Below are 26,792 nucleotides of genomic sequence, written 5' to 3'. Positions count from 1 at the left end.
CTCCACAGTCACCGGACCAGCGTAACCGCCTGCCCGGCACGCGCGAACGCTTCCTCCAGCAACGGGCCTGCCTTGATCGCCTCCACTGCCTCGAACAAGGCCTGCAGCGCGTCGGCCGGGCGTGAGGCCGGTGCCGCCACTGCCTGCTGGATCGCGGTGAAACAGTCGGCCAGCACGCGATGGCCGGAATGCGTCTGCGCCCATGCGTCCAGCGGCTGGCGTACACCGGCTGCGGCATCCAGACGTTGCTGATCGAACAGGGTGATGGCCGCAGCAGAGGTCTCCGCCCGCTCGATCGTGGCGTGGCGCAGTTCACGGCTCAGGAACAGGTCATAGGCCGCGCCACGCCCCACCGCGATGCGCAGCCCCTCGCGGTCGAGGTCGGCCACCTGCTGCGCAGGGCTGTCCTCGCGAACCAGATAGGTGCCTTCAATCTCCACGTACGGGGCACTGAAGGCAATGCGGTCGGTACGTGCCGGATCGATGGCCAGGAAGGCCAGATCCCAGCTGTCTTCGCCCGCTGCGGCGACCACCGAGGCTGCGGCATCGTGGCAGGTGAAGCGTGCCTGCACCCCCATCCGCTGCGCCAATGCGGTAGCCAGTTCCAGCGAAGGGCCGCGCGGTGAGCGCGCATCGCCCTGTGCCAGCACCGGGTTGCCCAGGTTGATCGCCACGCGCAGGAAACCGTGCGGTGCCAGCGTATTTCGATGGTCGGCCACGGACATGCAGGACTCCACGGGGCGGGGGAGACCCAGCATGCCAACAACGGTGTCCGTGTGGCGTGGAATCAGCCGCGCGCGGCGAAGGTGCCGTGGAAGCCCAGTGGCACCGCATACGGCAGCCAAGCCTGTGCCAGCGGACCGTCGTCCAGGTGGCGTGCATCCAGCACCGCCAGGCCGCTGCGCTTGTTCACCGGATCAAGCAGGGTACCGATCAACCAGCCATCATCGGCGTTGCGGCTGCCCGGACGCGGTACGAACACATGCTCCTCGGCCATGATGTCCGGCCCGTAGTTCCACAGCTGGCGGCGCCCGCGCTCGATGTCGAACGCGGCTACCGCGTTGAAGTACGGTGCGGTGGCCGGGCCGTCGATGGTCGGCGCGTACAGACGCGCCCCCCGGGTGTTGACCGAGCGCGGATCGAACAACGGGAACTCCACCGCACTGATGCCCAGTGGCTGCCAGCGCGCCTGTCCACGACGCAGGTCCAGATGCAGCTCGACCAGGCTGGCGCCACTGTTGGCCGCATGTGCGCCGTCACCGGCCATCGCTTCCTTCATCGGCGAGCGTGCCTCGTTGATGTCGTCATGGCGCACGGCGCGCAGCACGATGCCGCCATCGCGGGTGAACGCGTCACCGAAGTGGTAGATCGCCGCGAAAGGAGCCTCGAACCATTGCGCCTTGTCTGGCGCATCCTTGGCGACCACCGCGATACGCACAGGACGCTGCGGTGCAAACTGCATGCGCTCGAAGAAGCTGCCACCTGCGCCGGTGAAATCGAACGGCATCATCACGAACACCAGGTGCTGGTCGGTCATCGCGAACGCGTGCAGATAGCCGTGTTCGGGGGTTTCGATCACATTGGCGCTGCGCAGCTGGCCGTCCGCACCGATGTGCCAGACCAGCAGGCCATGTCCCCCCATCAGGCTGATCGAGCCGAAGTTCCAGAGGCTGCCATCGCGGTCGCGCAGCGGGTGCGCCGAGAACGGCAGCGCGGCCAGATCCGGGCGCCAGGTGACAGGGCCAAGCGTCTGCAGCGAATCGGGGTCCACCTCGAACGCCGAACCGGATTCGCACAGCGCGAACAGGCGGCCATTGATCATCGTCACCGAGGTGTTGGCCACGTTGGCATCATCGTTGTTGCGTACCGCCAGCGCGCCGGGAACGCTGGTGCCGGCAGCCGGATACTGGAAGCGGCCGGCCTTCTGTTCACGGGTGAATTTCGGCGTGGCGACCATGCGCCCGTGATGGGTCAGGCTGCCATCACCATTGAAACGCCAGCCATGCACCATGCCATCGCCGTCGAACCAGCGGTCGTAGCGGAAGCCATCGCGCTCGGTCCACGCCGGGCCGTTGCGGTACAGCGTGCCGGCCAGGCCTGGCGGCAGCGTTCCCTGCAACTGCACGGTGGCCGGGCCGAGGCATTCGCTGCCGACGCTGCGCCAGCCGAGCAGCCACGGGTGGTCCTGCATACCCTGCGCGAACCGCGCCGGGTCGCCGGCGAAGGCGGGAGCGCTGCGCAGCGCGGTGGCACCCAGGGCCAGGCAGGCACTGCTGCTGAGCAGGGTACGAAGGAAGCGGCGACGGTCCATGGTGGTCTCGGGTCTGGATGCGGGAATCAGCGCAGGGTGATGTCGATGGCGGCGCCAGCGGCCGGCACATTGACGCGTGCTTCGTCGAAGGTCGGCTTGCGCATCACCTGCGGGTTGTTGCTGAAGCCGTAGCCTTCCACCGGCATGCCGACCAGGTTGGTGTCGAGCTTGCCGTTGTCGTTCTCGTCGTGGGTGAGCAGTACGGCGTAGCTGCCGGCCGGTACGCCCTTGAACGTGAAGTGGGCGCTGTCGCCGCTGGGCGCCGCCTGCTGGGCCTGCACGGGCTTGGCCTTGCCGTCCCAGGCGGCGGCGCTGTCGACCAGCGCAACGCGCAGGGTGCCGGTCTGCGCGCGGACGTCGTGCACGGTCACGGCCAGGTCGGCGGCGTGGGCACTGCCGGCCAGAGCCAGGGCAGTCAGGGCGGTGCTGAGCAGGGCGGTGCGGATCATGGCAGTGGCTCCGGAAGTGTGCGTGGCGGTGTGGAGCCAGTCTGCGCGGGGCGCTGCACCGGGTTCAGGGCCAGTGGTCATCGATTCGACGTGCCAGAAGTCACTTTCTGCGCGGGACCCATTGCCGCCGGCGCGCGCGCCGGTCAGCATCTGGCCATGCCCAGCCTGTTCCGCCATCTCTTGCGTCCTCTCAGGCTTGCCGGCCTGGTTACCGTGCTGGCGGTGGGCCTGTCATTCGCTGTACAGCGCAACGGTGCCGGGCTGAGCCTGCTGCTGCTTGCCGTGTTCCTGCTGCTGTTCGTGGTGCACGGCTGGGCGTCGATGCCTTCCCGCGTGCGTGCCGTCGCTGCGGTGTTGCAGGCGCTGCTGGCGGTTGCGCTGGTTGCGCTGCAGCCGCGCACTGGAACCGCTCCGGTGCTGCTGGTGGTGTTGGTCGCTCAACTGGCCGAGCACTGGCCGCCGCGCTTCGTGCTGGGTGTTGCGCTGCTGGCCAACCTGGCGGTGTATGCCGTGCTGCGCCACAGCGGCTTCAGTCAGCCGCTGCTGGTGGTGCTGTTGTATGGCGGCTTCCAGGCGTTCGCCGCGCTGACCGCGCACTATGCGCGCAGCACGGCGCTGGCCCGTGATGACCTGGCCCGGGTCAACGCCGACCTGCTGGCCACCCGCGCGCTGCTGGCCGACAGCGCACGTGATGCCGAGCGCCTGCGCCTGGCCCGCGAACTGCACGATGTGGCTGGGCACAAGCTCACCGCGATGCGGCTCAACCTGCGCGCCCTGGCCGCTGACCCTGCGCTGGCCGGCCGCGAAGGGCTGGTCCTGGCGGAACAGTTGTCCGGCGAACTGCTGGCCGATATCCGCCAGGTGGTGCAGTCGATGCGTGATGATCGCGGCCTCGATCTGGCCACGGCATTGCATGCGCTGGCGGCGCCGTTCCCGCGACCGAGACTGCAGCTGCAGATAGGAGAGGGCGTGCGCGTGGGGGATCCGCTGATGGCCGAGACGGTGCTGCGGCTGGTGCAGGAAGCGCTGACCAATGCGGCACGGCACGGCAATGCAGAAACCGTATGGCTGACGATCAACGAAGAGGATTCACGGTTGCGTATCGATATCCGCGATGACGGTCAGCGCGCCGAGCGCATCCGCGAAGGCAATGGCATCGCCGGCATGCGCGAGCGCCTGGCTGCGGTGCGTGGCCGACTGGAATTCGCGCGCACCGCACAGGGCGGCATGCACCTGACCGCATGGTTGCCGGCATGAGTGGCGCCGCGATCCGCGTTGCCCTGGCTGATGACCAGGCACTGGTGCGTGCAGGCCTGCGTGCGCTCCTGCAGGGCTTGGGGGTAGACGTAGTGCTGGAGGCCGAAGATGGCCAGATGCTGCTGGACGCGTTGACGGCCCAGCGGGTGGATGTGGTGCTCAGCGATATCCGCATGCCCGGGATGGACGGGATCGAGGCACTGCGCCAGCTGCGCGCGCGCGGCGATGCCACGCGCTGGCTGCTGCTGACCACCTTCGATGAAAGTGATCTGCTGCTGCGCGCCAGCGAGGCCGGTGCTCAGGGCTTCCTGCTCAAGGACGCTGCACCCGCAGACCTGCGCGAAGCAATCGAGCGCGTCGCCGCTGGTGAAACCCTGCTGCTGCCGGTCAGCACCGAGCCGGTGCGCGCCCGTTACCGCTTCCACGACGAAGCACCGCCCACCGATACTTTCGGCGAGCGCGAAGTGGCGATCCTGCGCCTGCTGGCCGGGGGTTACAGCAACAAGGAGATCGCGCGCAGCCTGTTCCTGGCCGAAGGCACGGTGAAGAACTACGTGTCCGCCATTCTCGACAAGCTGGGCACCCGCGATCGCACCCGTGCAGTGCTGAAGGCGATTACCCTGCGCATCATCTGAGTGGACGGAGCAAGGAGTGCCAGTGAACCCGATCCTGCATGTGGAGATCCCGGCCAGTGACCTGGACCGGGCCATCACGTTCTACCAGCGATGGCTGCAGGTCGCGATGGACGAACCTATCCTGCTTCATGACTGCCGGATGGCCTACCTGCCGTTCTCCGATGAGGCCGCCGGTGCCAGCATTGCGCTGGTGCACGGCGCGGACTATCAGCCGTCCGAGCAGGGGGCGCGCATCTATATCGGCGTCGATGACCTCGATGCCAGCCTCGACCGTGCGCTTCAGGCCGGGGCCGAGCTGCGCTTCGGCCCGGCCGACGCGGGTGACTGGCGTGTGGCCGAGATCCGCGACAGTGAAGGCAACCGGATCGCAGTGCAGGCGCGCGCGATTCTGTAGAGCCGAGCCCATGCTCGGCTGCTGTTGGCCCAGCCGTTCCAGCTCAGCCGAGCATGGGCTCGGCTCTACAAGAGCGCGGCGCGCGAGCGCTGCAGCCAGTCATTGATGGCCGGGTCCAGCCGCGGGTCGTCCGGCAGCTGCATGCCGAAGCGCTGCTGCAGCACGTCGCGTACATCACCGACATCATGCAGCGGGCGCTTGTCCGGTGCATGCCCGGGGCGGTACTCGGTGTAGTTGCCGCTGCCGATGGTCCGGCGCCAGTTTGGCCCGGTCAGCGATGCACGCAGCTGACCCGGGAAACTGGAGTCGGGATGGGTGCATACGTACCAGTTGCCCACCACGTTGTCGATCGGTGCCGGCGCCTGCAGGTCGAACCGATACATCGCCCGCCAGCCGTCGTTGGACTCGGCCGACAGCACGAAATCACCCTCGTCGGGCAGGCGCTGCAGCAGGTAGCGCTCGTGCGGCGTGGCCTGTGGCTGGGGATCGTGCAGGCGCAGCGGCACGGTCGGGGTCAGGCTGCCGAAACCGGCATCCACCAGCCAGTCATCGCCATCCACCTGCACGCGTAGCAGCAGGTGGGTACGCGCGGTCAGTTCGCCGTCTTGGGCGGCCAGCAGTACGCGCGCGCTCAATGGCTGCGCGTCGAAGCCCAAGGCCTGCAGCAGCGCCAGCAACCCGCCATTGAGCTCGAAGCAGTAACCGCCACGGCGGTCATCAAGCAGCTTGCGCTGCACGCTGTCCAGATCGATCGGCACCGCATCGCGCAGCAGGCAGCTGAGGGTCTCGAAGGGCAGCAGTGCGTTGTGGCGCTGCTGCAGCAGGGTCAGGCCGGCCAGGGTCCGCGGTGGCGGCGCATCCAGCTGCAGGCGCTGCAGGTAGCGGGGGACATCGAGCGTCGTCATGGAGGCACCGGGCGGGGGAGGGGCGTCCACTGTGCTCCCCAAACCGGGGTTGAGGTCAAGCGCGGCAGCCGTGTCATGCCTCCGTCGCCTGCACCCGGTACAAAGGCCGCGTCCACCAGCGATGGGGGGACGCAGACGAAGAAAGTTCTAAAGTTATCCTGAATCCGGCCGATACAGGTGCGTCCTTTCGCCTGGAGTCTGTCATGTCGGCCGTTGTCCCCCACCTCCGGTCCCTGCGCACGCGCCTTGCTGCGTTGCACTCGGCGTCCCCCGGCCTGCTGCGCTGGCTGCAGCCACATCGGCTCAGCGTAGCCAACAAGCTCAAGGCGACCCTGTGGATCTGTGGCCTGGGCCTGGTGGCGATCGCCGCTGTCTACGCCTGGACTGGTCATGCCAACGCACTGGCTGCGCGCAGCCAGGCCAGCTACCAGCGCGGCAGCGATCTGGCTGCCAGCCTGTCCACGCGGGTGGCCGAAGCGCGTCGCCTGCAGACCCAGTATGCACGCAGTTTCGATGATGCCGACCGCGCGCAGCTGTTGGCCACGCAGAAGGCGTTGCAGACCGATCTGCAGGCGCTGCGCGCGACGCCGATGGATGCTGGCCGGCGCAAGGCCTTGCAGGCGCTGACCGAAGCTGCCGACGCATTCTCGCAGGGTGTGGTCGCCCTGTTCGAACGGGTCGACGAGATGGGCCGTGGTGATGCCGGCCTCGCCGCGCAGCTGCAGCAGGCCGCCGATACCCTGCAGGTACAGGTGGATGCGCTGCAGCGGCCGTCGTTGGCGTTGTCACTGCAGAAGATGCGAAGGCAGGAGGCACTGCTGCTGCTCGACGGTGACTCCACTCACGCCGACCGCGCCAGCGAGGAAAAGCTGCCGTTCGACCTCGCGCTGGCGGGCCTGCCTGCGGATGTGCAGGACACCCTGCGCACCGGGATGGAGGCGTATCAGGCCGCATTGCTGGGGTATACCGCTGCCCGGGTCGGGCTGGATGTGGAAGCACAGTCGTTGCTGGATACTGCCGCGGGTGTAGCGCCGGCGTTGGCCGCATTCCAACAGGCGCAGGTGGCGGCGCTGGCCAAGGCGCAGGCGCGCCAGCAGGCCGGCGCGCGCACGATGAGCGTGCTGTTCGCATTGACCCTGCTGCTGGTGGCCGGCGTGCTGATCACCAGCCTGGTGCTGGTCCTGCGCGCGGTACGCCAGCCGATCCAGGACACCCTGCGCTTCGCCAGCGACATCGCCGACGATCGCCTGGACACCACCCTGCGCGTCTACAACGCCAATGATGAGATCGGCCAGCTTGCCCAGCGTCTGGTGGACATGCAGCAGCGCCTGCGCGCGCGCATCGAGACCGAGCGTGCCGTGGCGCGCGGCAACACCCGCGTGCGCCAGGCCCTGGACAGCGCGCAGACTGGCCTGATGGTGATCGATGCCGAAGGCCTGGTTGCGTATGCCAATCCAGCCCTGCTGCTGCAGCTGGAACTGCGGGCTGAAGACCTGGTGGGCAGCGATGCGGTGCGCCTGCATCCGGCCCTGGCCGCCCTGGCCGGTGTGCGACAGCGCGAAGAGCGCGAGATCGGCCATGGCGGTGTGCGCTATCAGCTGATCGCCAATCCCATCGTCGATGAAGGGCAATTTCTCGGCGTGGCAGTGGAGTGGCGCAGCCGCGCGCTGGAGACCCTGCTGGAAACCGAAGTGGCGGCGCTGGTCGACGCCGCCGCGCACGGTGACCTGCATGGCCGCATCGCGCTGGAGGGAAAACAGGGCTTCGTGCGCACACTGTCGACCAGCATCAACCGCTTGCTGGCCACCTTCGAGACCAACCTCGGCGATCTGCAGGCGCTTCTGGCTGCGCTGGCCCGCGGCGACCTCAGCGTGCGCATGGAAGGTGAGCTGCAGGGCGTGTTCGCACGCATGCGCGATGATGCCAACGCCACCGTCGCGCAACTGGGCCGCATCGTCACTCGCATCCAGCAGGCGGCGTCCAGCCTCGATACCGGCGTTGGCGAGATCGTCGCCGGTCATCATGACTTGTCACAGCGCACCGAGCAGCAGGCGGCCAACCTGGAAGAGACCGCAGCGTCGATGCACGAGCTGACCGACACCGTCGGCCGCAATGCCGATGCTGCGGGCCGTGCCGACGTGCTGGTCAAGGGCGCGGCGGCAGTGGCCCAGCGCGGTGGCGAGGCCGTTGGCCAGGTGGTCGCGACCATGCACGGCATCAGCGAAGCCTCACGACGGATCGGTGACATCACCCAGTTGATCGATGGCATCGCTTTCCAGACCAACATCCTCGCGTTGAATGCTGCGGTGGAAGCCGCGCGCGCGGGTGAGCAGGGCCGCAGCTTCGCCGTGGTGGCCGCGGAAGTGCGCCTGCTGGCACAACGCAGCGCGGAGGCGGCCAAGCAGATCAAGGGCTTGATCGAGGATTCGGTGGCGCGAGTCGGCCAGGGCAACCAGCAGGCCGAACAGGCTGGTACCACGATGGGCGAGATTGTCGGCAGCGTGCAGCAGCTGGCGGACCTCCTGGCCGGTATCCGCAGTGCGTCGCAGGACCAGCATGCCGGCATCGCCCAGGTGAACCAGACCATCGTGCAGATGGAAGCCAATACCCAGCGCAACGCCAGCCTGGTGGAAGAGGCGGGTGCTTCGACAGCGCAGATGCAGGCCCAGGTACTTGCCCTGGCCGAAGCGGTGGGCGCGTTCCGTCTGCAGTCGATACCACGAGCGCGCGCTGCGGCGGCTTAGCTTGCGGTTCCTTGTCGGCTGGCCGGGAATCAGCCGAGCGTAGGCTCGGCTCTACATCGGTTGCAGGAACACTGTAGAGCCGAGCCTATGCTCGGCTCACGCCAGCGTTCGGCGGCAGGAATCAATACACGTCGCGTCGGTAGCGCCCGTTCTCCAGCAGCGTTTCCACAACCTCATCGCCCAGCGCAGCGCGCAGCACCTGGTCCACGCCTTCGGCCATGCCCTGCAGCGAGCCGCAGACATGAATCACCGCGCCACGCTGCATCCATTCGCGCAGCGCATCGGCGGCTGCATGCAGGCGATCCTGCACGTAACCACCTTCGCCATCGCGCGAGAACGCCAGGTCCACCCGCGCGAGATGGCCCTCGGCCTGCCATGCTTCGATCTCGTCGGCGAACAGGAAGTCGTGTGCACGCTGGCGTTCGCCGAACAGCAACCAGTGCCCGTGCTCACCTGCATGCGCGGCTTCGCGCAACAGGCTGCGCAGGCCCGCGATGCCGGTGCCATTGCCGATCAGCACCATCGGCGCACCGCCAATGCGATGGAAACCGGGGTTGCGGTGCACGCGGGCCACGATGCTGGCACCGATCGGTGCATGCAGCGACAGCCAGCCCGAGCCCAGCCCGGCGCGCCCGGAGGCGTCATGCACCAGGCGTACCACCAGCTCCACCACACCGTCATCCGTACAGGAGGCAATGGAGTACTCGCGGCCGGGCAGCAGCGCCAGCCCGGCCAGCCACAGGCAGGCGTCCTGCACCGCCAGCGCGGTATCCGCGTCGGGCAGCTCACGCTCACTGGCCAGCGCCAGCAGCGTACGTGGTGTGCCGTCCACAAGCAGTGGCTGCTGCGGATCCAGCCCATGCGCCTTCAACACCGCGCTGGCGTGCCGCGCGTTGTGGCGGGGGGCGATATGCAGGATGTCGCCCGCCTGCCACTGCACCTCGGCCGGCGCCGCAAGACGGATGCGCCAGATGGCGCCGCCCATGCTGCCCGGGTTGAGCCGATCGCGGCCGAGCAGCCGCCAGTCATGCATCTGCGTGGCCGCCGGCAGCACGCTGTCATCGGTAGTGATGCCGGTCAGCGCGCCCAGCTGCAGCTGCCATTGGCGCAGCGCCGCGACCGAGGCGGCATCGACTTCGATGCGCTCGAACAACGGGTGCGCGCCGTTGCCGAGCAGCCAGCCATCAACCTGGCGGCCGAAGCCGCAGTAGTGCGGGTACTGTCGATCACCCAGCGCCAGCAGTCCAAACTGCAGGCCTGACAGGTCGAGTGTCTGTGCGATCAGCCGTCGTGCAGCGCCTCGCGCCGCATCCGGTGGTTCGCCATCGCCGAAGGTGCTCAGTACCAACAGCGCCTGCGCGGTGCGCGCCAGCTGCGCCGCATCGACGCGGGCCAGTGGCAGCACCTGCACCGCATGACCGGACGCCTGCAGCTGTGCCGCTGCGCGCCATGCGAGTTGTTCGCCCAGTCCGCTCTGGCTGGCGTGCATCACCAGCCACGGCGTGCCATCGCCATCGACAGGCGTCGCTGGCAGCGACTGACGCAGGCCACGCGCGGCGCGCTGGCTGCGGCGGCGGTCCAGGTAGAGCATCCAGCCGGTGATGAAGAACAGGCTCATGCCCAGACTGCTGAGCATCACCACCACGCGCCCGGGCACGCCGAAGTAGCTGCCCGAGTGCAGCGCGAATACGCTGGTGGCCAGCTGCGCGCCCGCGCCCTGGCGCGCGTAGGGGCGGGCATCGAGCGTGGCACCCGTGCCCGGGTCGAGCTGCAGCAGATCATGCGCGCGGTCATGCTGGCCGCCGCGCTGCGACGGATCACCGGCCATCACGCGGACATTCAGTGCCTGCCCGGGCTTCTCCGGCAGGCGCAGGTCGATGTACCCGGTGCGCACGCCGGGCAATGCATACAGCGTGGCTTCGATGCGCTCCAGGTTCAGGGCGGCGTCGGTGGCGACCTTGTGCTTTGCGGCCGGTGCGACGCCCAGCAGGGTGTTGGCGGCACTGCGATACCAGTCGAACGACCACCAGAGGCCGGTCAGCGCACTCATCAGGTAGATCAGCAGCACCCAGGTGCCGATCACCGAGTGCAGGCTCCACAGGAAGCCTCGGCCGCTGCGTTTCCATTCCACCGCCAGCCAGCTGCGCCAGTGCCACCAGCGTCGCGGCCAGCGCAGGTACAGCCCGGACAGGGTGAAGAACAGCAGCGCGATGGCGCAGCTGCCGGTGATCCATTTGCCGCGCTCGCCGGCGGCGAGATGCCGATGCAGGTCCTCGACAAAGTCGAAGAACCGCTGTCCGCGCAGGGCACTGAAGCGCTCACCGCTGTACGGATCGAAGTACACCCAGTTTTCCTTGCCGCCGGCAAAGCGCGCAACCGAGGGCCGTTGCCCGGTGGCATCCACGCGCAGGCGCTGCAGCGGGCGTTCACTGCCGGCCTGCAGCAGCGGTACCAGTTCGCTGAGCGCAAGTGGAAGCTGGCCATCGGCATGGTGCTCGGCGATCTCGGCGAAGCCGGGATTGGCCGCCCGCAGCAGTTCATCCTCGAAGGACAGCACGGCGCCGCTGAGGCCCATCACGGCCAGTACTGCACCGGCGGTGATGCCCAGCAGCCAGTGCAGTTGGAACAGGACGTTCTTGAACATCGAAGGAGGAGGGCCCGGAAGGCTGCCGCCCGCATCCTGCGCAACAGCAAATGAGAATTAGTCGCGTAATTCTCCGTGGCGGACGGGCTACGGTCAAGGAGGGTTTTGTTGCAGGGCTTTGCAGCCCTGCACCCGCTACAAGCCGGAGCAACGTCAACGTCAAAAGCTGGCTTTCCGTGGGTTGGCGGGGTGGGTCCGGTTGAGGGGGACGCTGCAAGTCCCCCTCCGGGGCCCGGCCCAGCCGATGGCGGCTGTGCGTTCGGGCGCTTGCGAAGCAGTGCTTCGCAAGCAAAGCGTCCTCACCCATGTAAGCTCTGTCGCCGCATCCATGCGGCTCACACCCCCTCAACCGGACCCACCCCGCCTTCGACAGATTTCCGCGATCTGTCGGAAATATTCTTGGGGTCAGATCCGTTTTCCGTAGGAAAACGGATCTGACCCCGGAATTTCATTCGATATCTGACAGATGTGTCGACCAAGGTCGACACCTACCAACAGCCGCGAAGATCTGTCAGAGGTGGGGCGGTGTGGGTGGTCAGGACCGTTGGCGCCATGGATGGCGCCATCGAGCCCCCATGGACGGGTTTACGGCGTGTCCTGACCACCCACAGTGCCCCGCCATCCCACGAAATGCCCGCTTTGGCTTTGGCTTTGGCTGTTGCCGTTGCATTGAGCAGGGTGCAGGGCTGCAAGCCCTGCAAAAAACACCCTCACTTCACCCAGCCGTCGATCTCGCCGTGGGCGAACGGCCCCAGCTTCGCCTTGACCATCCGCCCCTGCGCATCGAACAGCACGCTGTAGGGCAACAGGCCCTGTGCGTTGCCCAGCTGCACGCTTGCGTCGCGTGGCCCCGGGGTCTCGATCACGATCGGATAATCCACCGGGACCCGCTGCAGGAAACCGCGCACGTCTTCCGGCGTATCCAGCGCCAGGCCCAGCACCTGCACGCCTGAGGCGCCCTGCGCAGCGGCAAAGCGCGCCAGCTCGGGCATTTCTTCAACGCAGGGCGCGCACCAGCTGGCCCAGACATTGATCAACAGCGGGCGACCGGCAGCGTGCTGGCGCAGGTCCAGCGGCCGGCCTTCAAGATCGGGCAGCGACAACGCAGGCAGGCGGTCGCCAACCCGCAGGACCGGTACCGCAGCCGCGACAGCAGGCGCCGCTGGCACGGCCTCAGGCGCAGCCGGCGCCGGTGCCAATCGATGGCCGGCCCACAGGCCAAGGCCGGCGGCCAACACCGCTGTCCACAGCAGCGCTGGCCGTTGCCACTTCATCGCGCGGTGCGCAGCAGCGCTTCCTCGACCACCGCCTGGGTCAGCAGGGTCGGCAGCACCGTCGGCGGCGCGCCGGGGCCGTACACCACGTACAGCGGCACGCCGACGGCCTTGTGCTCTTCCAGGAACGTGGTGATCTGCGGATCGACGTTGGTGTAGTCACCGCGCATGTACACCGCGTTGGTGCGCTTTAGCAGTTCCTTGAACTCCGGCCGCGACAGCACGGCGCGCTCGTTGGCCTTGCAGCTCACGCACCAGTCCGCGGTCATGTTCACGAACACCACGCGCTTGTCAGCACGCAGGCGGTCCAGCAGTTGCGGCGAGTATTCGACCACGTTGTCAGTGGCCGCCTGCGCGGCGCGCGCCGGCGGTGCCAGCTGGGTCACACCCCAGGCCGGCACCAATGCGCCGATCGCCAGCAGCACGCCGAGCAGGGTCACTGCTCGCGAGCCGGTCCAGCGGTTGCGCTCGAACAGCCACAGGCCGAAGGCGAGCAGCAGCAGGCCGCCCAGCACCAGCGCCATGCCGTCCACGCCACGCTGCTTGCCCAGCACCCACAGCAGCCACAGCGCGGTGGCGTACATCGGGAAGGCCAGCACGTGCTTGAGCGTTTCCATCCACGGGCCGGGCTTGGGCAGGCGGCGCGCCAATGCCGGCACGAAGCCGATCAGCAGGAACGGCAGCGCCAGGCCCAGGCCGAGGAACAGGAACACGGTCATCGCCTTCAGCGGCGGGGCAATGAACGCGTAGGCAATCGCGCCGCCCATGAACGGTCCCACGCAGGCACTGCCGACCACGCAGGCCAGCGCACCGGTGAAGAAATCACCGGCCGGGCCACTGCGGCTGGCCAGCGACTGGCCCAGATTGCCGATGCCACCGCCCAGGGTGAACACGCCGGACAGGCTCAGGCCTACCGCGAACATGATGTAGGCCAGCGCCGCCACCACACCCGGGTGCTGCAGCTGGAAGCCGATGCCGACGGCGTTGCCGATCGCGCGCAGACCCACCATCAGCGCACCGATCACCGCGAATGCGACCAGCACGCCCAGCGTGTACCAGAGGGCATGGCTGCGTGCGCGCTGCGGGCTTTCGCCACTCTGCGCCAGGCTCAGAACCTTCAGCGACAGGATCGGCAGCACGCAGGGCATCAGGTTCAACACCAGGCCGCCGGCCAGCGCCAGCAGCAGCACCCAGACGAACGAACGGTCCGGGTTCGGCGTACTCGCCGGCGGGCGCGTACGCAGGGCGTTGTCACCGCGTGCGTCCGGGGCGAATTCATTGCCTGCGTCTTCACTGCCGACGGTTGCCGGGGCCGCTGCATCATCGTTGGGCACGGTCGGCAGCAGACGCAGCGGAGCGCCGTTTGCGGCTTCGCGTGGTGCGCCGTTGGCGGCAGGCAGCGGGCTGATCACCTCGTTGCGCGGTGGCACCTGGTCGGCGCTGGCGTTGACCTTGCCGGCCGGAATGGACAGCTTTACCCGGCGGGTCATCGGCGGGTAGCAGATGCCATCGGTCTGGCAGCCCTGGAAAGTCACCACCAGGGTGCTGTCAACCGCATCGGTGACGGAGCGGCGCAGCGGCAGCGGCACTTCCACTTGATTGAAGTAGACCGAGACGTCGCCGAAGTGCTCGTCGCGATGCGACTGTGCGGCAGGCCAGCGCGGTTTGTCGGCCAGCACGCCGGTGCTGCCCTCCAGCTTCAGCGAGGTGCGGTCGCGATACAGGTAGTAGCCCGGCGCCGGCTGAAGCGCAGCAGCAGGGTGTTGCCGTCACTGGCGATGGCGTCGAAGCCGAACGCTTGTTCCGAGGGCAGTGGCAGCGCCTGGCTGTTGCTGGCTGCACCTGGCAGGCGCAGGCCGCCGCTGTTGCCGGCACCGGCCAGCGGGTTGTTGAACGGGCTGGCGCCGGCGGGGCGCGCGGCAGGAGCGGTGGCCTGTGCCCCGGCACCCGGCAGCGTGACCTGCACCACGCGCTTCTGCGGCGGGTAGCAGACACCGGCATCGGCGCAGCCCTGGTAACGGACTTCCAGACTGATGGTGCTGGCGGCCTCGGTCGGCGTGCCGGGCAGGGTGGCCTGCAGGCGCTCGCGATAGGTTTCGACCTCGCCGAAGAAATCGTCGTGGTGCTTGTCGCCCCTGGGCATCTGCAGCGCGCCGGCATTGAAGGCCGGGTCGGCCTTGACGCTGGTGCGGTGGCGATACAGGTAATAGCCCGGTGCGATCTTGAACTGCAGTTGCACCTGGCCACGTTCGGGGGCGGTCGCGGTCAGCGCGAACGCCTGGTCCACCGGCAGCAGGTCCTTCTCATCCAGAGCGAAGGCGGGCAGCGAGAGCCACAACAGGGCGCACAAGGCGGCGCCACGCGCAATCAGAGTCTTCAAACAGTGTCCTCCCGGGTCTGTGCCCGGATCCAATCCAGATATGCCGGCAGGCCGGCCCGGGTTTCGACCGCGATGCACTCCGGGAGTTCATACGGATGCAGTTCGACGATCCGGGCAATCGCGTCATCAACGCGGCTCGCAGTGGTCTTCACCAGCAGCTGCAGTTCGCTGTCGGTAGTCACCTCGCCCTGCCAGCGATAGGTCGACTGCGCGCCATCGAGGCGCGTCACGCACGCGGCCAGGCGCTCGCCGACCAGCGCGTGCGTGATGCGCTCGGCACTGGCCCGGTCCGGGCAGGTGGTCAACAGCAGCAGGACGGGATCGACGGTCGACATGACCGTCGAGTATAGGGCCGCCGCCGGGTCAGGGCCCGGCGGCGGCAGTGGACCGCTGCGTTGCGCGGTCAGTTGGCCAGCTGGCAGGTGGCAGGCTTGGCCGAAGTGAACAGGGCCGGGGTCGCCCACTCGGGGTGGTCGATGAACGGGTTGCGGTTGCCCTGGAAGCTGTAGACCACATCGTTGCGGGCACGCTCGGCATCATCCGGCGGATCGGACAGGTGCCAGTCGATCAGGGTCGACAGCAGGCCCATGTAGGCCGGCGAACTGCTGGTCTTGACGATCCTGCTGCGATCGTCGGTCAGCTCCAGGTCCGGCTCGGACTGGCCGGTGGCCGCATCCTTGCCGCCCTCGTAGCGGATCGCCATGTACATCACCGCACGCGCCATGTCGCCCTTGCGCTTGCCCCACACCTCGAAGGTGCCGGTGTTGCCGTCCGGCGTGCGCACCCAGTTGGAGTTGCCCGGGTAACCGCCGCTGCCGCCGCCCTGGCCGTTGTTGGCCTCGGTGGCGCGCTCGCCGCAGTTGGCGTCGCACTTGCCGAACGGCTTGTTGCCACGGTCGGCGTTCCACTGCGCGTCGGTCAGGTACAGCATGTGGGTGTCGGTATACGGTGCGTAAGGCAGGCCCTTGTCACCGGTGGTGCTGGCAAAGCCCAGCGAGTTCGGCCAGGTGTGCTCGCGGTTGTACTTCAGGCCACTGCCGCTGCCGGCGCGGTCGGTCACCTTGGCGTAGCTGCGGTTGCGGTACGCATCCAGGATCCTGCCGCTGTTGTTCGGATCCTCGTCGGCGATTTCCAGGATGGTCCACGTACTGGTGCCCGAGCCGCTGTACGGGTAGGCGGTGTGGCCCTTGATGGTGGCGTGCAGCGAGCAGCGCAGCTGGCTGGGGCTGCTGGTGTTGACCCTGGAGTAGTAACCGGCCGGCACGCCGGGGTTGCCCGGGTCCGGATTGCCGCCGGTGGTTGCCACGGTGAAGGCGATGCGGCTGTCGGCAGCCGGGTGTGCGCCCTGCAGGTCGGTGATGCGCGCGGCGCGGATGTCGAAGCGGCAGGCTTCACCGGCCACCAGCGCGGTGTTGGTGGACAGCTTCACATTGCGGCCGCTGGCCGGGTAGGTCAGTGGCACGCTGCCGGAAGTGCCGCAGCTCAGCGCGAAGGCGCCGCTGGCCAGGTTCACCGTCTCGCTGAACACCACTTCCAGGTCGGCGGCGGCCGGGAAGGTGCTGCTGCCCTGTGCCGGGGTGGTGGTGGAGACCGACGGCGGCGTGTTCGGACCAGGGGTACCGCCACCGCTGAAGGTCTGGCCGTTGTTGCAGCTGCCAAACGTCTGCTTGGCCGATTCGGCCCAGGTGAAGTGGGCGTACTGGCTGCCGTTGCCGGTCAGCTGCAGCGAGGTGCCCGGCGCCGTGCTGTTGGTCTCGGCCACCGGAATGTTCTGGCTGGTCATGCCGGCGGCAGGGCCACCGGAGGCAGTGATGGCGCCCTCGTAGCTGAGGAACTGGACCACCTTGCCGCTGGCATCGACCAGGGCGATGCCGTCGTTCGGGCCGTTCTGGAGGCCGTTGGTCGGGTAGTTGACCACGGCGATGCTGGCGCTGCCGCAGCCAGCGGCGGTGCCGGCCGGGACCGGGTTGTTGGCGTAGACCGTGGCCGCCGAAGGATTGCTGCCGTTGTAGAGGTAGAGGCGGTAGCCGGACAGGTCCTCGCCCGCGGTAGCGACCACTTCGATGGCTTCGCCGACGTCACCGGCGGCGGTGCTGTCGTCGTAATGCAGTTCGTTGATGAAGACCTCGGCCTGGGCCGGCGCGGCGGCCAGCGCCAGCAGGCAGGCGGCGGCAAGCGGGGACAGCAATCGCATCGACTACTCCTTGTGATTGGGAATGCGCGGCCGAGCCTAAGGCCGATCCAGTGACACTTTGTCGTAAATGAACGTCAGATATCTGACAGTGGGACATCTATCACTAAATAGCACCCCATGCCCCCTTGGCTTGCCGCACTGCATCCCTATACAGGCGTCCACGCAGGGAGGCAGGTTTCCCGGTCCCGAGAAAAATTTCGGGATCAGCCCTTGAAAGGCCTGTGGAGGTCTCCATCTCTGTCGTGCTCCCGACTTGTCGGGCTTTTTCACGCGCGTTGCTGGCACTCGCCTGGTACGACTGCTAACATCGCCGGACTTTTTTAGACCAATCAATAACTTAAGAGGTCTCTCATGAGCATCAAGCCGCTGCACGACCGCGTTGTGGTCAAGCCGATCGAAGCCGACGAAATCTCCGCCGGTGGCATCGTCATTCCGGATTCGGCCAAGGAAAAGTCCACCAAGGGTGAAGTCGTGGCCGTCGGCCCGGGCAAGCCGCTGGACAACGGCAGCGTGCGCGCTCCGTCGCTGAAGGTCGGCGACAAGGTCATCTACGGCCAGTACGCCGGCAGCTCGTACAAGAGCGAAGGCGTCGAGTACAAGGTCCTGCGCGAAGACGACGTGCTCGCCGTCATCGGCTGAGCCTCGGCGCGACCTGTTTTTCTGTAAGACATCCCCTTTCGTCGCCGGGCCCGGCCCGGTGCAAACATCGAGGTAATCGCAATGGCTGCCAAGGATATTCGTTTCGGTGAAGACGCCCGTTCGCGCATGGTGCGCGGCGTCAACGTTCTCGCCAATGCCGTCAAGGCCACCCTGGGCCCGAAGGGCCGCAACGTCGTTCTGGAAAAGAGCTTCGGCGCGCCGACCATCACCAAGGACGGCGTGTCCGTCGCCAAGGAAATCGAACTGGCTGACAAGTTCGAGAACATGGGCGCGCAGATGGTGAAGGAAGTTGCTTCGCGCACCAACGACGACGCCGGCGACGGCACCACCACCGCCACCGTGCTGGCCCAGGCCCTGATCCGCGAAGGCGCCAAGGCCGTTGCCGCCGGCATGAACCCGATGGACCTGAAGCGCGGTATCGACAAGGCCGTCGTGGCCGCCGTCTCCGAGCTGAAGAACATCTCCAAGCCGACCGCCGACGACAAGGCGATTGCCCAGGTCGGTACCATCTCGGCCAACTCGGACGAGTCGATCGGCCAGATCATCGCTGACGCGATGAAGGAAGTCGGCAAGGAAGGCGTCATCACCGTTGAAGAAGGCTCGGGCCTGGACAACGAGCTGGACGTGGTCAAGGGCATGCAGTTCGACCGCGGCTACCTGTCCCCGTACTTCATCAACAACCAGCAGTCGCAGACCGCTGACCTGGATGACCCGTACATCCTGCTGCACGACAAGAAGATCTCCAACGTCCGTGACCTGCTGCCGGTGCTGGAAGGCGTCGCCAAGGCCGGCAAGCCGCTGCTGATCGTTGCCGAAGAAGTCGAAGGCGAAGCGCTGGCCACCCTGGTGGTCAACACCATCCGTGGCATCGTCAAGGTCGTGGCCGTCAAGGCTCCGGGCTTCGGCGACCGTCGCAAGGCGATGCTGGAAGACATGGCCGTGCTGACCGGCGGCACCGTGATCTCCGAAGAAGTGGGTCTGTCGCTGGAAAAGGCCACCATCAAGGACCTGGGCCGCGCCAAGAAGGTGCAGGTCTCCAAGGAAAACACCACCATCATTGATGGCGTGGGTGACAAGGCTGCCGTCGACGCACGCGTCGGCCAGATCAAGACCCAGATCCAGGACACCTCCTCGGACTACGATCGCGAGAAGCTGCAGGAACGCGTGGCCAAGCTGGCCGGCGGCGTTGCCGTGATCAAGGTCGGTGCTTCGACCGAAATCGAAATGAAGGAAAAGAAGGATCGCGTCGACGACGCCCTGCACGCGACCCGTGCAGCCGTTGAAGAAGGCGTGGTCCCGGGCGGCGGCGTTGCCCTGGTCCGTGCGGTCACCGCGCTGGCCGGCCTGAAGGGTGCCAACGAAGACCAGAACCACGGCATCCAGATCGCCCTGCGCGCGATGGAAGCCCCGCTGCGCGAAATCGTTGCCAACGCCGGTGAAGAACCGTCGGTCATCATCAACAAGGTCAAGGAAGGCACCGGCAGCTTCGGCTACAACGCCGCTACCGGCGAGTTCGGCGACATGCTGCAGTTCGGCATCCTGGACCCGACCAAGGTGACCCGTTCGGCGCTGCAGAACGCCGCTTCGATTGCTGGCCTGATGATCACCACCGAAGCCATGGTTGCCGAAGCTCCGAAGAAGGACGAGCCGGCCATGGGTGGCGCCGGTGGCATGGGCGGCATGGGTGGCATGGGCGGCATGGACTTCTAAGTCCACGCCCCCGGCGGTCGGTGCCGGCCCTGGTCGGCACGCCGTCCCGATGCAAGGAAGAACCCCGCCGCAAGGCGGGGTTTTTCGTTGCCCGGTTGCCGCCGCCGCAGCGCATCGCTACGCTCGGTGGCCATGCCTACCTCGTTCATCGTCGTCGACGACTTCCTTTCTCCTGCCGATGCGCAGGGGCTGCGCCAGGCGGCGCTGGGCCTGACCTATCCGGTGCAGGACGGCGCATTCCCCGGCCGCAATTCGCAGCAGCGGCTGGAACTGGATGGACTGTCAGGCGCGGTCTCGCGGCTGGTCAACGAACCGCTGCGGCCGGTCAACCCACTGCAGTCGCACGGCAAGTTCCGCCTCACCCTGGCCGGTGATACCGGCCGCGCCAAGGTGCACGCCGATCACTCGCACTGGTCGGGCATCCTCTACCTGAGTGCACCGGAGCACTGCGAGGGCGGCACCGAGTTCTTCCGCCACCGCCCACCGAGCGCATGGCCCTGGATGCAGCGGAGCTGGCCGCATTGGGCTATGCCAACGGCGGCGACATGCATCGTGACATCATCGAGCGCGACAGCAACGACGACAGCCAGTGGGCAATGACCATGCGCATCCCGATGCGCTTCAACCGGCTGGTGCTGCTGCGGCCCTGGTTCTGGCACACCGCCGGGCCGGCGTTCGGCGACCGCCCGGAGAATGGCCGGCTGGTGTACCTGATGTTCTTCGAGCAGGCGCGCTGAGTGGGACAGGCATCCACGCGTGAGGTGGATCCACACGCCATGCATGGATGCTCCCATCCCGCCGCGCTCCCCACGCAGGCGTCATCGCACCGTCATTCGACGAATGCCTTCGCCGCGCCGTACTCCCACTGCCATGGCACGCCGGTATCACCCAGCACGAACGCCACCAGTGCCGGGAACGCAGCCTCCGCCCGTACATCGTTGCCCAGGATCACCACGCAGCGTTTGTGCCGCTCGATGCACACCAGGGTGTTGCCGACCGCATCGTCGTGGCCGCCCTTGTAGAAGCCTGCACCCTGGGGGCCACGGAAGGTCACTACGCCCAGGCCCGCGGCCAGATCCCTGTGCTGCTGCGCAACGGGCAGCTCCGGCTGCAGCGTTGGGAACTGGCTGGCGGTGGTGATCGGCAGCTGCGGCCGCACCAGCTCCCTGCGCATTGCCGGAGACAGCCCATCGCCACGCACATAGCCGGCGGCGAAGTGCGCCATGTCGGTGATGGTGGTATCCATCGACCCTGCCGCCCGCACACGACTGCGTTCATCGTGCGGCTCTGTATTGCCTTCGGCGGTCCAGCCATCGGCCAGGTTGCCGGCGAAATCCGCGCGCCACGACATGCTGCTGTGCGCCATGCCGAAGCGATCGAACACGCGCTGCTGCATCAACGCACCCACATCCTCGCCCAGTCGCCCACGTTCGATCACGAACTGCAGCAGGATCAGGCCCTCGCCGGAATAGCCGTAGCGGCTGCCGGGCTCGAAGTGGAACTTCAACCGGCCATCCGGTTCGAGAAAGCCGAAGTTGGCGAAGCCGCTGGCGTGGTTCAGCAGCCTTCGCGGCGTGAGCTGGCGCCAACGCGCATCACTCGCCAGGACGCTGTAGTCGGCGTACTTCTTCGGTTCCGGTGGATAGTCCGGCAATGGTTTGTCCAGGGCGGTAGCGATGCTGGCATCCAGATCGATACGCGCGTCCTGCGCCAGCTGTGCGACCAGGTGGCCGAAGGCCATCTTGGTGAGCGATGCGGCGTACATCACGGTGTCGGTGCGCAGCGGCTCGCCTGCGGCGTTGCGTTCACCGTAGGCAGCCACATGCACCACCTTGCCGTCATCGATCACCGCCAGCGCCATCCCGCGCGCATGGGCTGCCTGCATCAGCCGCTGTGCTTCGGCATCGATGCGAGTGGGCGAGGGCACGGGTGGCGGCGCGGCCAGTACCGCCAGCGGGAGCAGCGTCAGCAACATCAGGGTGGCACGGCACATGCGTGGAACTCCTGGTGGGGCGCACGGTGATGCTACGCCAGGCTGCCGCTGGCGTCATTGCCAGATGTCAGCTGGCCTGCGGCCGGCGCAGGCAGACCCGGGCCGCGCCGGCACCGATGTCCACCTGGCCGCCGCGCATTGCATCGGCACCGAGGATCAGCGCCGGCCGGCCCTCCAGGCCGATCGCCTTGAACACTGGCAGTTCGCTGATGCGGACCTCGATCGACGGATGCTGCCAGCCGCTGCCGGTCATGCCGGGCAGGGTGTACAGCCAGGTTGCCTGCTTTCCGCCGCCCAGGCCTTCGGTGCCCTTTTCACGCACCCGCACCCGCGCGTCGCTGCCGTCGGTGCGCAGCCCCAGTGCGCGGGCGGCTTCGGCGTTGAGGACGGTCTGCGCGGCACCGGTGTCGACCACGGCGATGGCGTCCACCGCGGGCGCGCCCAGTGCAAGCGTGATGAAGCCGAACTGGCGCAGGCCGCCAGTGCGGCCGGGCAGCGCATTGGGCTGGCAACCCGGTCCTTCCAGATTCAATCCGCCGGGTGTCCACAGCGCCAGTTGATTGCGGCCGAAGTCCCAGCGCGTGTCCCAGCGCCCGGTCAGATCGTTGCCGATCAAGCCGTCAATGGCCGGATCATCGTCCTTCGGCAACGACGACAGATCGGCCTTCATGGCTTGGGCCTGCAGCTGCCAACTGCCCAGCTGCCAGGACGTGCTGCGCATGCGCTGCAACCGCGCGGAAGCTGCACTGGCCCCTTGGGCCTGTGATACCTCTGCATCCGCATCCTCCAGACCATAGCGTCGCACGACGCGGTCATCGACCAGAGTGGCGCCTGCCGCGCTGTCGACCACGAAGCGCAGCGGTTCGGCACGCCCGTCCAGCGACACGGCCACGGCCGGATGACCGCCCTGCATCCACATCGGCAGGATGTGTTCGGGGGGATCGGACGCCAGCGCAGGCAGCGGGGCAGCAAGCAGGAAGAATGGGATGAGGCGCAAGGGAAGTCTCCGCAGTGATCATGGGTGACCATTGGCGCGCAGCGGCGTATCGCGGGAATATCGGCGTTGATACCGTCCTGATACAGACCTGCCTGATACTGTCCTCATGACGACTCCCGCCCGTGTCCTCGTTGTCGATGACGACGCCAGCATCCGTGATGCCATCGCCGATTGCCTGCTGCTGCACGGCTACCACGTGCGAGTGGCTGCCGACGCAGCGGCGCTGGATGTGCTGCTGCAGGTCGAACGTCCGGACCTGATCGTGCTCGACTGGATGATGCCCGGTGAGGATGGCCTGTCGGTATGCCGCCGGTTGCAGGCGCGCGCCATCCCGATCCTGATGCTGTCGGCGATGGGCAGCGCACCGGACAGGGTGATCGGCCTGGAGATGGGCGCGGACGACTATCTGGCCAAACCGTTCGACCCGCGCGAGCTGCTGGCGCGGGTACGTGCGCTGCTGCGCCGGCAGGACAAGCTGCGCGCGCAGGTCGCCAGTGAACTGCGCTTTTCTGGTTGGCGGTTGCTGCCGGAACAACGTCGCCTGCTGGCGCCGGATGGGAACGAGCTGGTGCTCAGCCGTGGTGAATTCAGTCTGTTGCTGGCGCTGGCCGAACGCCCCGGGCGGGTGCTGGGGCGCGAGCAGCTGCTGCAGCTGAGCCGTGGCGAGCCCAGTGACAGCGTCGACCGCGCGGTCGACCTGGCGATCAGCCGCCTGCGCCGCAAGCTCGGGCAGGCTTCACCCGGTGCGGAATCGCTGGTGCAGACATCGCGTGGCGAAGGCTATCGCTTCGACGCCGAGGTACAGCTGCTGTGAGCAGCCGGTGGCCGACCGCGCGTTGGATCACGATGCTGGCCCTGGCCAGCCTGCTGCTGGCGACACTGGTCAGCGTGGCCGTGGTTGGCTGGATGCCTCGGCCCGCGCCGCCACCGATGCAGTTGGACCAGGCCGTGCAGGTGCTGCGAGGGGAACAGGCCGCGGCACCACTGGGCCTGCATCTGGCGACGCAGGATGCGCCACCACAGGGCAGTGCCAGTGACTGGCTCACCCAGTTGGCGGCGCTGCAGATGGGTTTGCCGGTGGAGGATGTTCGGCTGGTATGGAGCGGACAGGGCAAGGCGCCTGATGTGCAGGTCATCGAAGGCGGCGCCCTGCTCGACGCCACGGCGCGGGCCGGGGTACTGAAGGCGCAGGCTGCCGTGCTGACCGCGATGCAATGGCCGCCATTTGAACTGGGCGTGCGCCAAGCCGATGGCCGATGGCAGGTGGTCGGCAGCGATCACAGTGATCTGGCAGCTTGGCGGCGACAGGTGATACTGGCGCTGCTGGGCGGTGCCGTGTTGTTGGCGCCGCTGGCGGCGTGGGCATCGATCCGGCTGGGGCGCCCATTACGACGTTTGGCCGATGCCAGTGCACGTGTGGACCTGCAGGCCGAAACGCCCCTGCCGGATGATGGCCCACGCGAGGTACAGATGCTGGCCGCCGCGATCGGCACCGGTCGAGAGCGCCTGCGTGCGCAGGCACAGGACATGACCCATATGCTGGCTGCAGTGGCACATGACCTGCGCACGCCATTGACCGGCCTGCGACTGCGCGCCGAATTCGCGCCCACACCACAGGCGGCGCGGATGGTGGCGGACATCGAGCGCATGGACACGATGATCGAGCAGGTGCTCGACTACGCACGCGGTGAACTGCAGCCGTTGCAGATGCGCCCGCTGGATCTGGCCGCGCTGCTGGAGGAGTGCGTGCAGGCAGCGTTGCTGCACGGTGTAGAGATCTCCAGCCAGGGACCGGACAGTCTGCCCTGGCACGGCGACGCGCTGCTGCTTCGGCGTGCGTTCGACAACCTTATCGACAACGCCGATCGCTATGCCGGGGCGGTGGAGCTGCGGGTTGCCGTGGTTGAGCGAGGGGTCCAGCTGGAGGTGATGGATCGCGGCCCAGGTATCGCCGAGGGCGACCGAGTACGCCTGCTGCAGCCCTTCCAGCGCAGCGAGAGCTCGCGCAGCCGCGCCACGGGTGGGACCGGGCTGGGCTTGGCGGTCGCCGCCAACGTGGCGCGGCGGCATGCGGGCGAACTGCAGCTTCTGCACCGGGAGGGGGGTGGACTGATCGCGCGTCTGCTGCTGGGAAGGCTCCCCTGATATTCGGCTGTGGTTTACAGGTTGCGGCTATTTTTGCGTATGATTAGGCGCCTAACAATATCGCGTACCTGAGATGATGGAAGCCAAGCACCATGCCCTGATGGATGAGGCACAGCGACGCGGCCATGCCAGCACCGCGCAGCTGCGCCTGTGCTTCCAGCTGCTCTCGTTGTCCTCGTCGATCGATCGCGACTGCGCTACCCGGCTGGCACCGCACGGGCTCAGCGAGGGTCGCTTCATCGTGCTGTTCCTGCTGCATGGGGCCGGCGGCACCTTGCCGCCCCACGTGCTGGCCGAGCGCGCAGGCGTGACCCGCGCCACCATCAGTGGCCTGCTCGATGGCCTGCAGCGTGAAGGACTGCTGCAGCGTCGCAGCGATGCCGAAGATGGCCGTCGCCTGCAGATCGTATTGACCGAACCGGGAATACGCTTGGCCGAGACCTTGTTCGACCAGCACACGCAGTGGATCGGTGGCCTGTTCAATGGTCTGGACACCGATGAACAGCAGCAGCTTTCGCGGCTGCTGCACAAGGTCTGGCAGCACACCGATGCCGGACGAGAGCCTGCAGCATGAGCCCGGCGATTGCGGCGGAACGGCTGCATGCCCTCAACACCGGCCGCGTCGCCGCCACCCATCTGGCCGAATGCCTGGCAGTGGATTTCGCCGCGCTGCTGCAAGTGGTGGCGCCTGTGCTTGCACCCGAAGCGCTGCAACGCATGCAGGATGCCTCAGGCAAGGGCATCACGCTGCGCATGGCCCTGGCTGCGCAACTGCTGCGTGAGGCGGGGCAGGGCGTGCCTGCGCTCTGGCAGCATCACCGCGCCGATACCGTGCGCGGTTGGGCCTGCTACCTGATCGGCAGCGATGCCCGCGCAACGTTGGCAGAGAAGCTGCAGCAGATGCGCACGCTGGCCGATGATCCACACTTCGGTGTGCGCGAATGGGCGTGGCTGGCGCTACGCACGGACATCGTTGCCGCGCCGGTGCAGGCGCTTGAGTACCTGCAACCGTGGACACAGGAAACATCGCCGTACCTGCGCCGCTTCGCCTGCGAAGCACTGCGTCCGCGCGGTGTCTGGGCCACGCATATCGCGCTGTTCAAGCGGCACCCGGAACATGCATTGCCGCTGCTGGAAGCACTGGCTGACGACCCGGAACGCTATGTGCAGGACTCCGTGGGCAACTGGCTCAATGATGCCGGCAAGACCCAGCCGCAGTGGCTGCGCCAGCTGTGCACGCGTTGGCAGCACGAGCGCCATAGCGACGCCAATGCCTACATCCGCAAACGCGCATTGCGCTCGCTCCGGTAGTGCCGGCCGCTGGCTGGCAACTCCGTAATCTCGTCAACCTCAAGGAAGAACCACCATGTCGCACACCTTCATCGAGCTCTACACCGCCACCCCCGCCTGGACCACGCTCCAGCCCGAGCAGCGGAATGCCTTCTTCGCCCGTATCGGTGCCGGCATGCAGCAGTTCGATCCAGCCCGCATCACACCGCTGGCGATGGGCCGCATTGCCACGGGCGTACAGCGCGGCAGCGATGAGCAGTTCTATGCGGTCTGGCGCTGTGCAAGCCGCGCGGACGCCGATGTACTGGTGGCCGGCATTGCCGCCACCGGTTGGCATCAGTACTTCACCACCACCAACGCCTTGGGCGCGGACGAGGGGATGGTCCAGCACCTGGCCGATCTGGCCGCCTTGTAGCGGCACCCCGGACGCGCATGGCACATGCGCCTGTCACCCAGACGCGGTAAACAGGACATTGCCCATGTCCATCCGCAGGGAAGTCGATCATGCAGAGCACGCTCCAGGTCACGCTGTTCGGCCCGCTTGGCGACAGCCCGGCGTTGCAGTTGCCGGGGCTGGAGGGGCCGTCGGTGGCCATCCAGGAATCGGCCCTGCGGCGGTTGGTTTCCGACCTCTACACCGCGCGTTCCCTGCTCAACCCCGAGCAGCTGGACGAGGCCCGGCAGGAACTGGATCGCGTGCTGGAACGCTGGGCCGACATCCACGAGGGCCTGCTGCTGGACGTGGAAGTGCATGGCAAATGAGCGACGTTGCGTGGTTGCCGCCGTGTAGGCCGGGCGGGCGCGTATCCC

At 67.4% G+C, this 26,792-nt stretch carries 24 protein-coding genes and 1 pseudogene; 14 read left to right on the top strand and 11 right to left on the bottom strand.

Annotated elements, in window-relative coordinates; translation table 11 throughout:
* Nucleotides 1–8: 8 nt before the first annotated feature.
* The 3 genes from FQS62_RS19935 to FQS62_RS19925 form a co-directional block, all read right to left on the bottom strand.
* Nucleotides 9–725 carry an ABC transporter substrate-binding protein gene (locus tag FQS62_RS19935; RefSeq protein WP_208043819.1) on the bottom strand — a complete coding sequence of 239 codons (717 nt, stop codon included), beginning with the start codon at nucleotides 723–725 and terminating at the stop codon, nucleotides 9–11.
* 62 nt (nucleotides 726–787) lie between these two features.
* The gene (locus FQS62_RS19930) at nucleotides 788–2,311 is read right to left on the bottom strand and encodes a carotenoid oxygenase family protein (protein ID WP_208043820.1); all 1,524 of its coding nucleotides are present in this window, start codon (nucleotides 2,309–2,311) and stop codon (nucleotides 788–790) included.
* Between the two features lie 26 nt (nucleotides 2,312–2,337).
* Complete coding sequence (locus tag FQS62_RS19925; RefSeq protein WP_049446759.1) at nucleotides 2,338–2,760, bottom strand: DUF2141 domain-containing protein; 423 nt, start codon at nucleotides 2,758–2,760, stop codon at nucleotides 2,338–2,340.
* 156 nt (nucleotides 2,761–2,916) lie between these two features.
* Between FQS62_RS19925 and FQS62_RS19920 the strand changes: the two genes are divergently transcribed.
* Genes FQS62_RS19920 through FQS62_RS19910 form a run of 3 tightly spaced genes read left to right on the top strand, consistent with a single transcriptional unit; the run spans nucleotide 2,917 to nucleotide 5,046 of the window.
* Entirely contained in the window at nucleotides 2,917–4,017 is a 1,101-nt protein-coding gene (locus tag FQS62_RS19920; protein ID WP_208043821.1) for a sensor histidine kinase, read from the top strand.
* On the top strand, nucleotides 4,014–4,652 hold the full coding sequence (locus FQS62_RS19915) for a response regulator transcription factor (RefSeq protein WP_154349739.1): 639 nt from the start codon (nucleotides 4,014–4,016) through the stop codon (nucleotides 4,650–4,652). The genes FQS62_RS19920 and FQS62_RS19915 overlap by 4 nt, the downstream gene beginning before the upstream one ends.
* A 22-nt stretch (nucleotides 4,653–4,674) precedes the next feature.
* Nucleotides 4,675–5,046, top strand: a complete 372-nt coding sequence (locus FQS62_RS19910; protein WP_049446683.1) for a VOC family protein — start codon at nucleotides 4,675–4,677, stop codon at nucleotides 5,044–5,046.
* Between the two features lie 65 nt (nucleotides 5,047–5,111).
* On the opposite strand, the gene FQS62_RS19905 is transcribed toward FQS62_RS19910, so the two are convergent.
* The gene (locus tag FQS62_RS19905) at nucleotides 5,112–5,951 is read right to left on the bottom strand and encodes an arylamine N-acetyltransferase family protein (protein ID WP_154349738.1); all 840 of its coding nucleotides are present in this window, start codon (nucleotides 5,949–5,951) and stop codon (nucleotides 5,112–5,114) included.
* Nucleotides 5,952–6,154: 203 nt separating this feature from the next.
* Between FQS62_RS19905 and FQS62_RS19900 the strand changes: the two genes are divergently transcribed.
* Nucleotides 6,155–8,695 carry a methyl-accepting chemotaxis protein gene (locus FQS62_RS19900; protein ID WP_208043740.1) on the top strand — a complete coding sequence of 847 codons (2,541 nt, stop codon included), beginning with the start codon at nucleotides 6,155–6,157 and terminating at the stop codon, nucleotides 8,693–8,695.
* 121 nt (nucleotides 8,696–8,816) lie between these two features.
* Here the strand turns inward: FQS62_RS19900 and FQS62_RS19895 are convergent, their stop codons facing one another.
* The 5 genes and pseudogenes from FQS62_RS19895 to FQS62_RS19875 all read right to left on the bottom strand — a co-directional run bounded on the left by FQS62_RS19895 (nucleotide 8,817) and on the right by FQS62_RS19875 (nucleotide 17,187).
* Nucleotides 8,817–11,339, bottom strand: a complete 2,523-nt coding sequence (locus FQS62_RS19895; protein WP_208043739.1) for a PepSY domain-containing protein — start codon at nucleotides 11,337–11,339, stop codon at nucleotides 8,817–8,819.
* 710 nt (nucleotides 11,340–12,049) lie between these two features.
* Nucleotides 12,050–12,613: a TlpA family protein disulfide reductase gene (locus FQS62_RS19890; RefSeq protein WP_154349735.1), complete on the bottom strand. Its 564-nt coding sequence runs from the start codon at nucleotides 12,611–12,613 to the stop codon at nucleotides 12,050–12,052.
* Nucleotides 12,610–14,993: pseudogene (locus FQS62_RS19885) on the bottom strand (protein-disulfide reductase DsbD domain-containing protein). Before FQS62_RS19885 ends, FQS62_RS19890 begins: the two are co-directional and overlap by 4 nt.
* Nucleotides 14,990–15,328: a divalent-cation tolerance protein CutA gene (cutA, locus tag FQS62_RS19880; RefSeq protein WP_049446675.1), complete on the bottom strand. Its 339-nt coding sequence runs from the start codon at nucleotides 15,326–15,328 to the stop codon at nucleotides 14,990–14,992. The pseudogene FQS62_RS19885 and the gene cutA overlap by 4 nt, the downstream one beginning before the upstream one ends.
* Before the next feature lie 68 nt (nucleotides 15,329–15,396).
* Nucleotides 15,397–17,187: an endonuclease gene (locus FQS62_RS19875; RefSeq protein ID WP_049446673.1), complete on the bottom strand. Its 1,791-nt coding sequence runs from the start codon at nucleotides 17,185–17,187 to the stop codon at nucleotides 15,397–15,399.
* Nucleotides 17,188–17,538: 351 nt separating this feature from the next.
* Between FQS62_RS19875 and FQS62_RS19870 the strand changes: the two genes are divergently transcribed.
* From FQS62_RS19870 to FQS62_RS19855, 4 genes are all read left to right on the top strand, one after another.
* Complete coding sequence (locus tag FQS62_RS19870) at nucleotides 17,539–17,826, top strand: co-chaperone GroES (RefSeq protein ID WP_006396661.1); 288 nt, start codon at nucleotides 17,539–17,541, stop codon at nucleotides 17,824–17,826.
* Nucleotides 17,827–17,907: 81 nt separating this feature from the next.
* Nucleotides 17,908–19,557, top strand: coding sequence for a chaperonin GroEL (gene groL, locus FQS62_RS19865; RefSeq protein WP_057500842.1), 1,650 nt, complete (start codon nucleotides 17,908–17,910; stop codon nucleotides 19,555–19,557).
* A gap of 132 nt (nucleotides 19,558–19,689) precedes the next feature.
* On the top strand, nucleotides 19,690–20,157 hold the full coding sequence (locus tag FQS62_RS19860) for a hypothetical protein (RefSeq protein WP_226053606.1): 468 nt from the start codon (nucleotides 19,690–19,692) through the stop codon (nucleotides 20,155–20,157).
* Nucleotides 20,103–20,294, top strand: a complete 192-nt coding sequence (locus FQS62_RS19855; RefSeq protein ID WP_226053607.1) for a hypothetical protein — start codon at nucleotides 20,103–20,105, stop codon at nucleotides 20,292–20,294. The genes FQS62_RS19860 and FQS62_RS19855 overlap by 55 nt, the downstream gene beginning before the upstream one ends.
* Nucleotides 20,295–20,386: 92 nt before the next feature.
* Here the strand turns inward: FQS62_RS19855 and FQS62_RS19850 are convergent, their stop codons facing one another.
* The gene (locus FQS62_RS19850; protein ID WP_088480073.1) at nucleotides 20,387–21,550 is read right to left on the bottom strand and encodes a serine hydrolase domain-containing protein; all 1,164 of its coding nucleotides are present in this window, start codon (nucleotides 21,548–21,550) and stop codon (nucleotides 20,387–20,389) included.
* A gap of 67 nt (nucleotides 21,551–21,617) precedes the next feature.
* Entirely contained in the window at nucleotides 21,618–22,547 is a 930-nt protein-coding gene (locus tag FQS62_RS19845; RefSeq protein ID WP_049448996.1) for a pepsin/retropepsin-like aspartic protease family protein, read from the bottom strand.
* 106 nt (nucleotides 22,548–22,653) lie between these two features.
* On the opposite strand from FQS62_RS19845, the gene FQS62_RS19840 reads away from it, so the two are divergent.
* The 6 genes from FQS62_RS19840 (at nucleotide 22,654) to FQS62_RS19815 (ending at nucleotide 26,744) form a co-directional block, all read left to right on the top strand.
* On the top strand, nucleotides 22,654–23,361 hold the full coding sequence (locus FQS62_RS19840; RefSeq protein ID WP_049448998.1) for a response regulator transcription factor: 708 nt from the start codon (nucleotides 22,654–22,656) through the stop codon (nucleotides 23,359–23,361).
* A 32-nt stretch (nucleotides 23,362–23,393) separates the two neighbouring features.
* Nucleotides 23,394–24,692: a sensor histidine kinase gene (locus FQS62_RS19835; RefSeq protein ID WP_208043206.1), complete on the top strand. Its 1,299-nt coding sequence runs from the start codon at nucleotides 23,394–23,396 to the stop codon at nucleotides 24,690–24,692.
* 73 nt (nucleotides 24,693–24,765) lie between these two features.
* The gene (locus FQS62_RS19830) at nucleotides 24,766–25,266 is read left to right on the top strand and encodes a MarR family winged helix-turn-helix transcriptional regulator (protein WP_049449001.1); all 501 of its coding nucleotides are present in this window, start codon (nucleotides 24,766–24,768) and stop codon (nucleotides 25,264–25,266) included.
* Complete coding sequence (locus FQS62_RS19825; protein WP_049449003.1) at nucleotides 25,263–26,003, top strand: DNA alkylation repair protein; 741 nt, start codon at nucleotides 25,263–25,265, stop codon at nucleotides 26,001–26,003. The genes FQS62_RS19830 and FQS62_RS19825 overlap by 4 nt, the downstream gene beginning before the upstream one ends.
* Before the next feature lie 55 nt (nucleotides 26,004–26,058).
* On the top strand, nucleotides 26,059–26,397 hold the full coding sequence (locus FQS62_RS19820; protein ID WP_049449004.1) for a DUF6616 family protein: 339 nt from the start codon (nucleotides 26,059–26,061) through the stop codon (nucleotides 26,395–26,397).
* An 89-nt stretch (nucleotides 26,398–26,486) separates the two neighbouring features.
* Nucleotides 26,487–26,744 carry a hypothetical protein gene (locus tag FQS62_RS19815; protein ID WP_005411217.1) on the top strand — a complete coding sequence of 86 codons (258 nt, stop codon included), beginning with the start codon at nucleotides 26,487–26,489 and terminating at the stop codon, nucleotides 26,742–26,744.
* Nucleotides 26,745–26,792: the final 48 nt, after the last annotated feature.

Source organism: Stenotrophomonas sp. SBJS02 (assembly GCF_020428325.2).
GTDB lineage: Bacteria > Pseudomonadota > Gammaproteobacteria > Xanthomonadales > Xanthomonadaceae > Stenotrophomonas > Stenotrophomonas africana.
The sequence above is the reverse complement of the archived record's forward strand: the minus strand, read 5'-3'. Positions and strand labels throughout refer to the sequence as shown.

Coding starts and splice junctions, on each gene's coding strand:
- FQS62_RS19925 (WP_049446759.1), bottom strand. CDS start 2,760: ATGATCCGCACCGCCCTGCTCAGCACCGCCCTGACTGCCCTGGCTCTG.
- FQS62_RS19900 (WP_208043740.1), top strand. CDS start 6,155: ATGTCGGCCGTTGTCCCCCACCTCCGGTCCCTGCGCACGCGCCTTGCT.
- FQS62_RS19930 (WP_208043820.1), bottom strand. CDS start 2,311: ATGGACCGTCGCCGCTTCCTTCGTACCCTGCTCAGCAGCAGTGCCTGC.
- FQS62_RS19830 (WP_049449001.1), top strand. CDS start 24,766: ATGATGGAAGCCAAGCACCATGCCCTGATGGATGAGGCACAGCGACGC.
- FQS62_RS19895 (WP_208043739.1), bottom strand. CDS start 11,339: ATGTTCAAGAACGTCCTGTTCCAACTGCACTGGCTGCTGGGCATCACC.
- FQS62_RS19935 (WP_208043819.1), bottom strand. CDS start 725: ATGTCCGTGGCCGACCATCGAAATACGCTGGCACCGCACGGTTTCCTG.
- FQS62_RS19860 (WP_226053606.1), top strand. CDS start 19,690: ATGCCTACCTCGTTCATCGTCGTCGACGACTTCCTTTCTCCTGCCGAT.
- FQS62_RS19825 (WP_049449003.1), top strand. CDS start 25,263: ATGAGCCCGGCGATTGCGGCGGAACGGCTGCATGCCCTCAACACCGGC.
- FQS62_RS19915 (WP_154349739.1), top strand. CDS start 4,014: ATGAGTGGCGCCGCGATCCGCGTTGCCCTGGCTGATGACCAGGCACTG.
- FQS62_RS19840 (WP_049448998.1), top strand. CDS start 22,654: ATGACGACTCCCGCCCGTGTCCTCGTTGTCGATGACGACGCCAGCATC.
- FQS62_RS19835 (WP_208043206.1), top strand. CDS start 23,394: ATGCTGGCCCTGGCCAGCCTGCTGCTGGCGACACTGGTCAGCGTGGCC.
- FQS62_RS19815 (WP_005411217.1), top strand. CDS start 26,487: ATGCAGAGCACGCTCCAGGTCACGCTGTTCGGCCCGCTTGGCGACAGC.
- FQS62_RS19820 (WP_049449004.1), top strand. CDS start 26,059: ATGTCGCACACCTTCATCGAGCTCTACACCGCCACCCCCGCCTGGACC.
- cutA (WP_049446675.1), bottom strand. CDS start 15,328: ATGTCGACCGTCGATCCCGTCCTGCTGCTGTTGACCACCTGCCCGGAC.
- FQS62_RS19905 (WP_154349738.1), bottom strand. CDS start 5,951: ATGACGACGCTCGATGTCCCCCGCTACCTGCAGCGCCTGCAGCTGGAT.
- groL (WP_057500842.1), top strand. CDS start 17,908: ATGGCTGCCAAGGATATTCGTTTCGGTGAAGACGCCCGTTCGCGCATG.
- FQS62_RS19875 (WP_049446673.1), bottom strand. CDS start 17,187: ATGCGATTGCTGTCCCCGCTTGCCGCCGCCTGCCTGCTGGCGCTGGCC.
- FQS62_RS19890 (WP_154349735.1), bottom strand. CDS start 12,613: ATGAAGTGGCAACGGCCAGCGCTGCTGTGGACAGCGGTGTTGGCCGCC.
- FQS62_RS19870 (WP_006396661.1), top strand. CDS start 17,539: ATGAGCATCAAGCCGCTGCACGACCGCGTTGTGGTCAAGCCGATCGAA.
- FQS62_RS19855 (WP_226053607.1), top strand. CDS start 20,103: ATGCATCGTGACATCATCGAGCGCGACAGCAACGACGACAGCCAGTGG.
- FQS62_RS19920 (WP_208043821.1), top strand. CDS start 2,917: ATGCCCAGCCTGTTCCGCCATCTCTTGCGTCCTCTCAGGCTTGCCGGC.
- FQS62_RS19850 (WP_088480073.1), bottom strand. CDS start 21,550: ATGTGCCGTGCCACCCTGATGTTGCTGACGCTGCTCCCGCTGGCGGTA.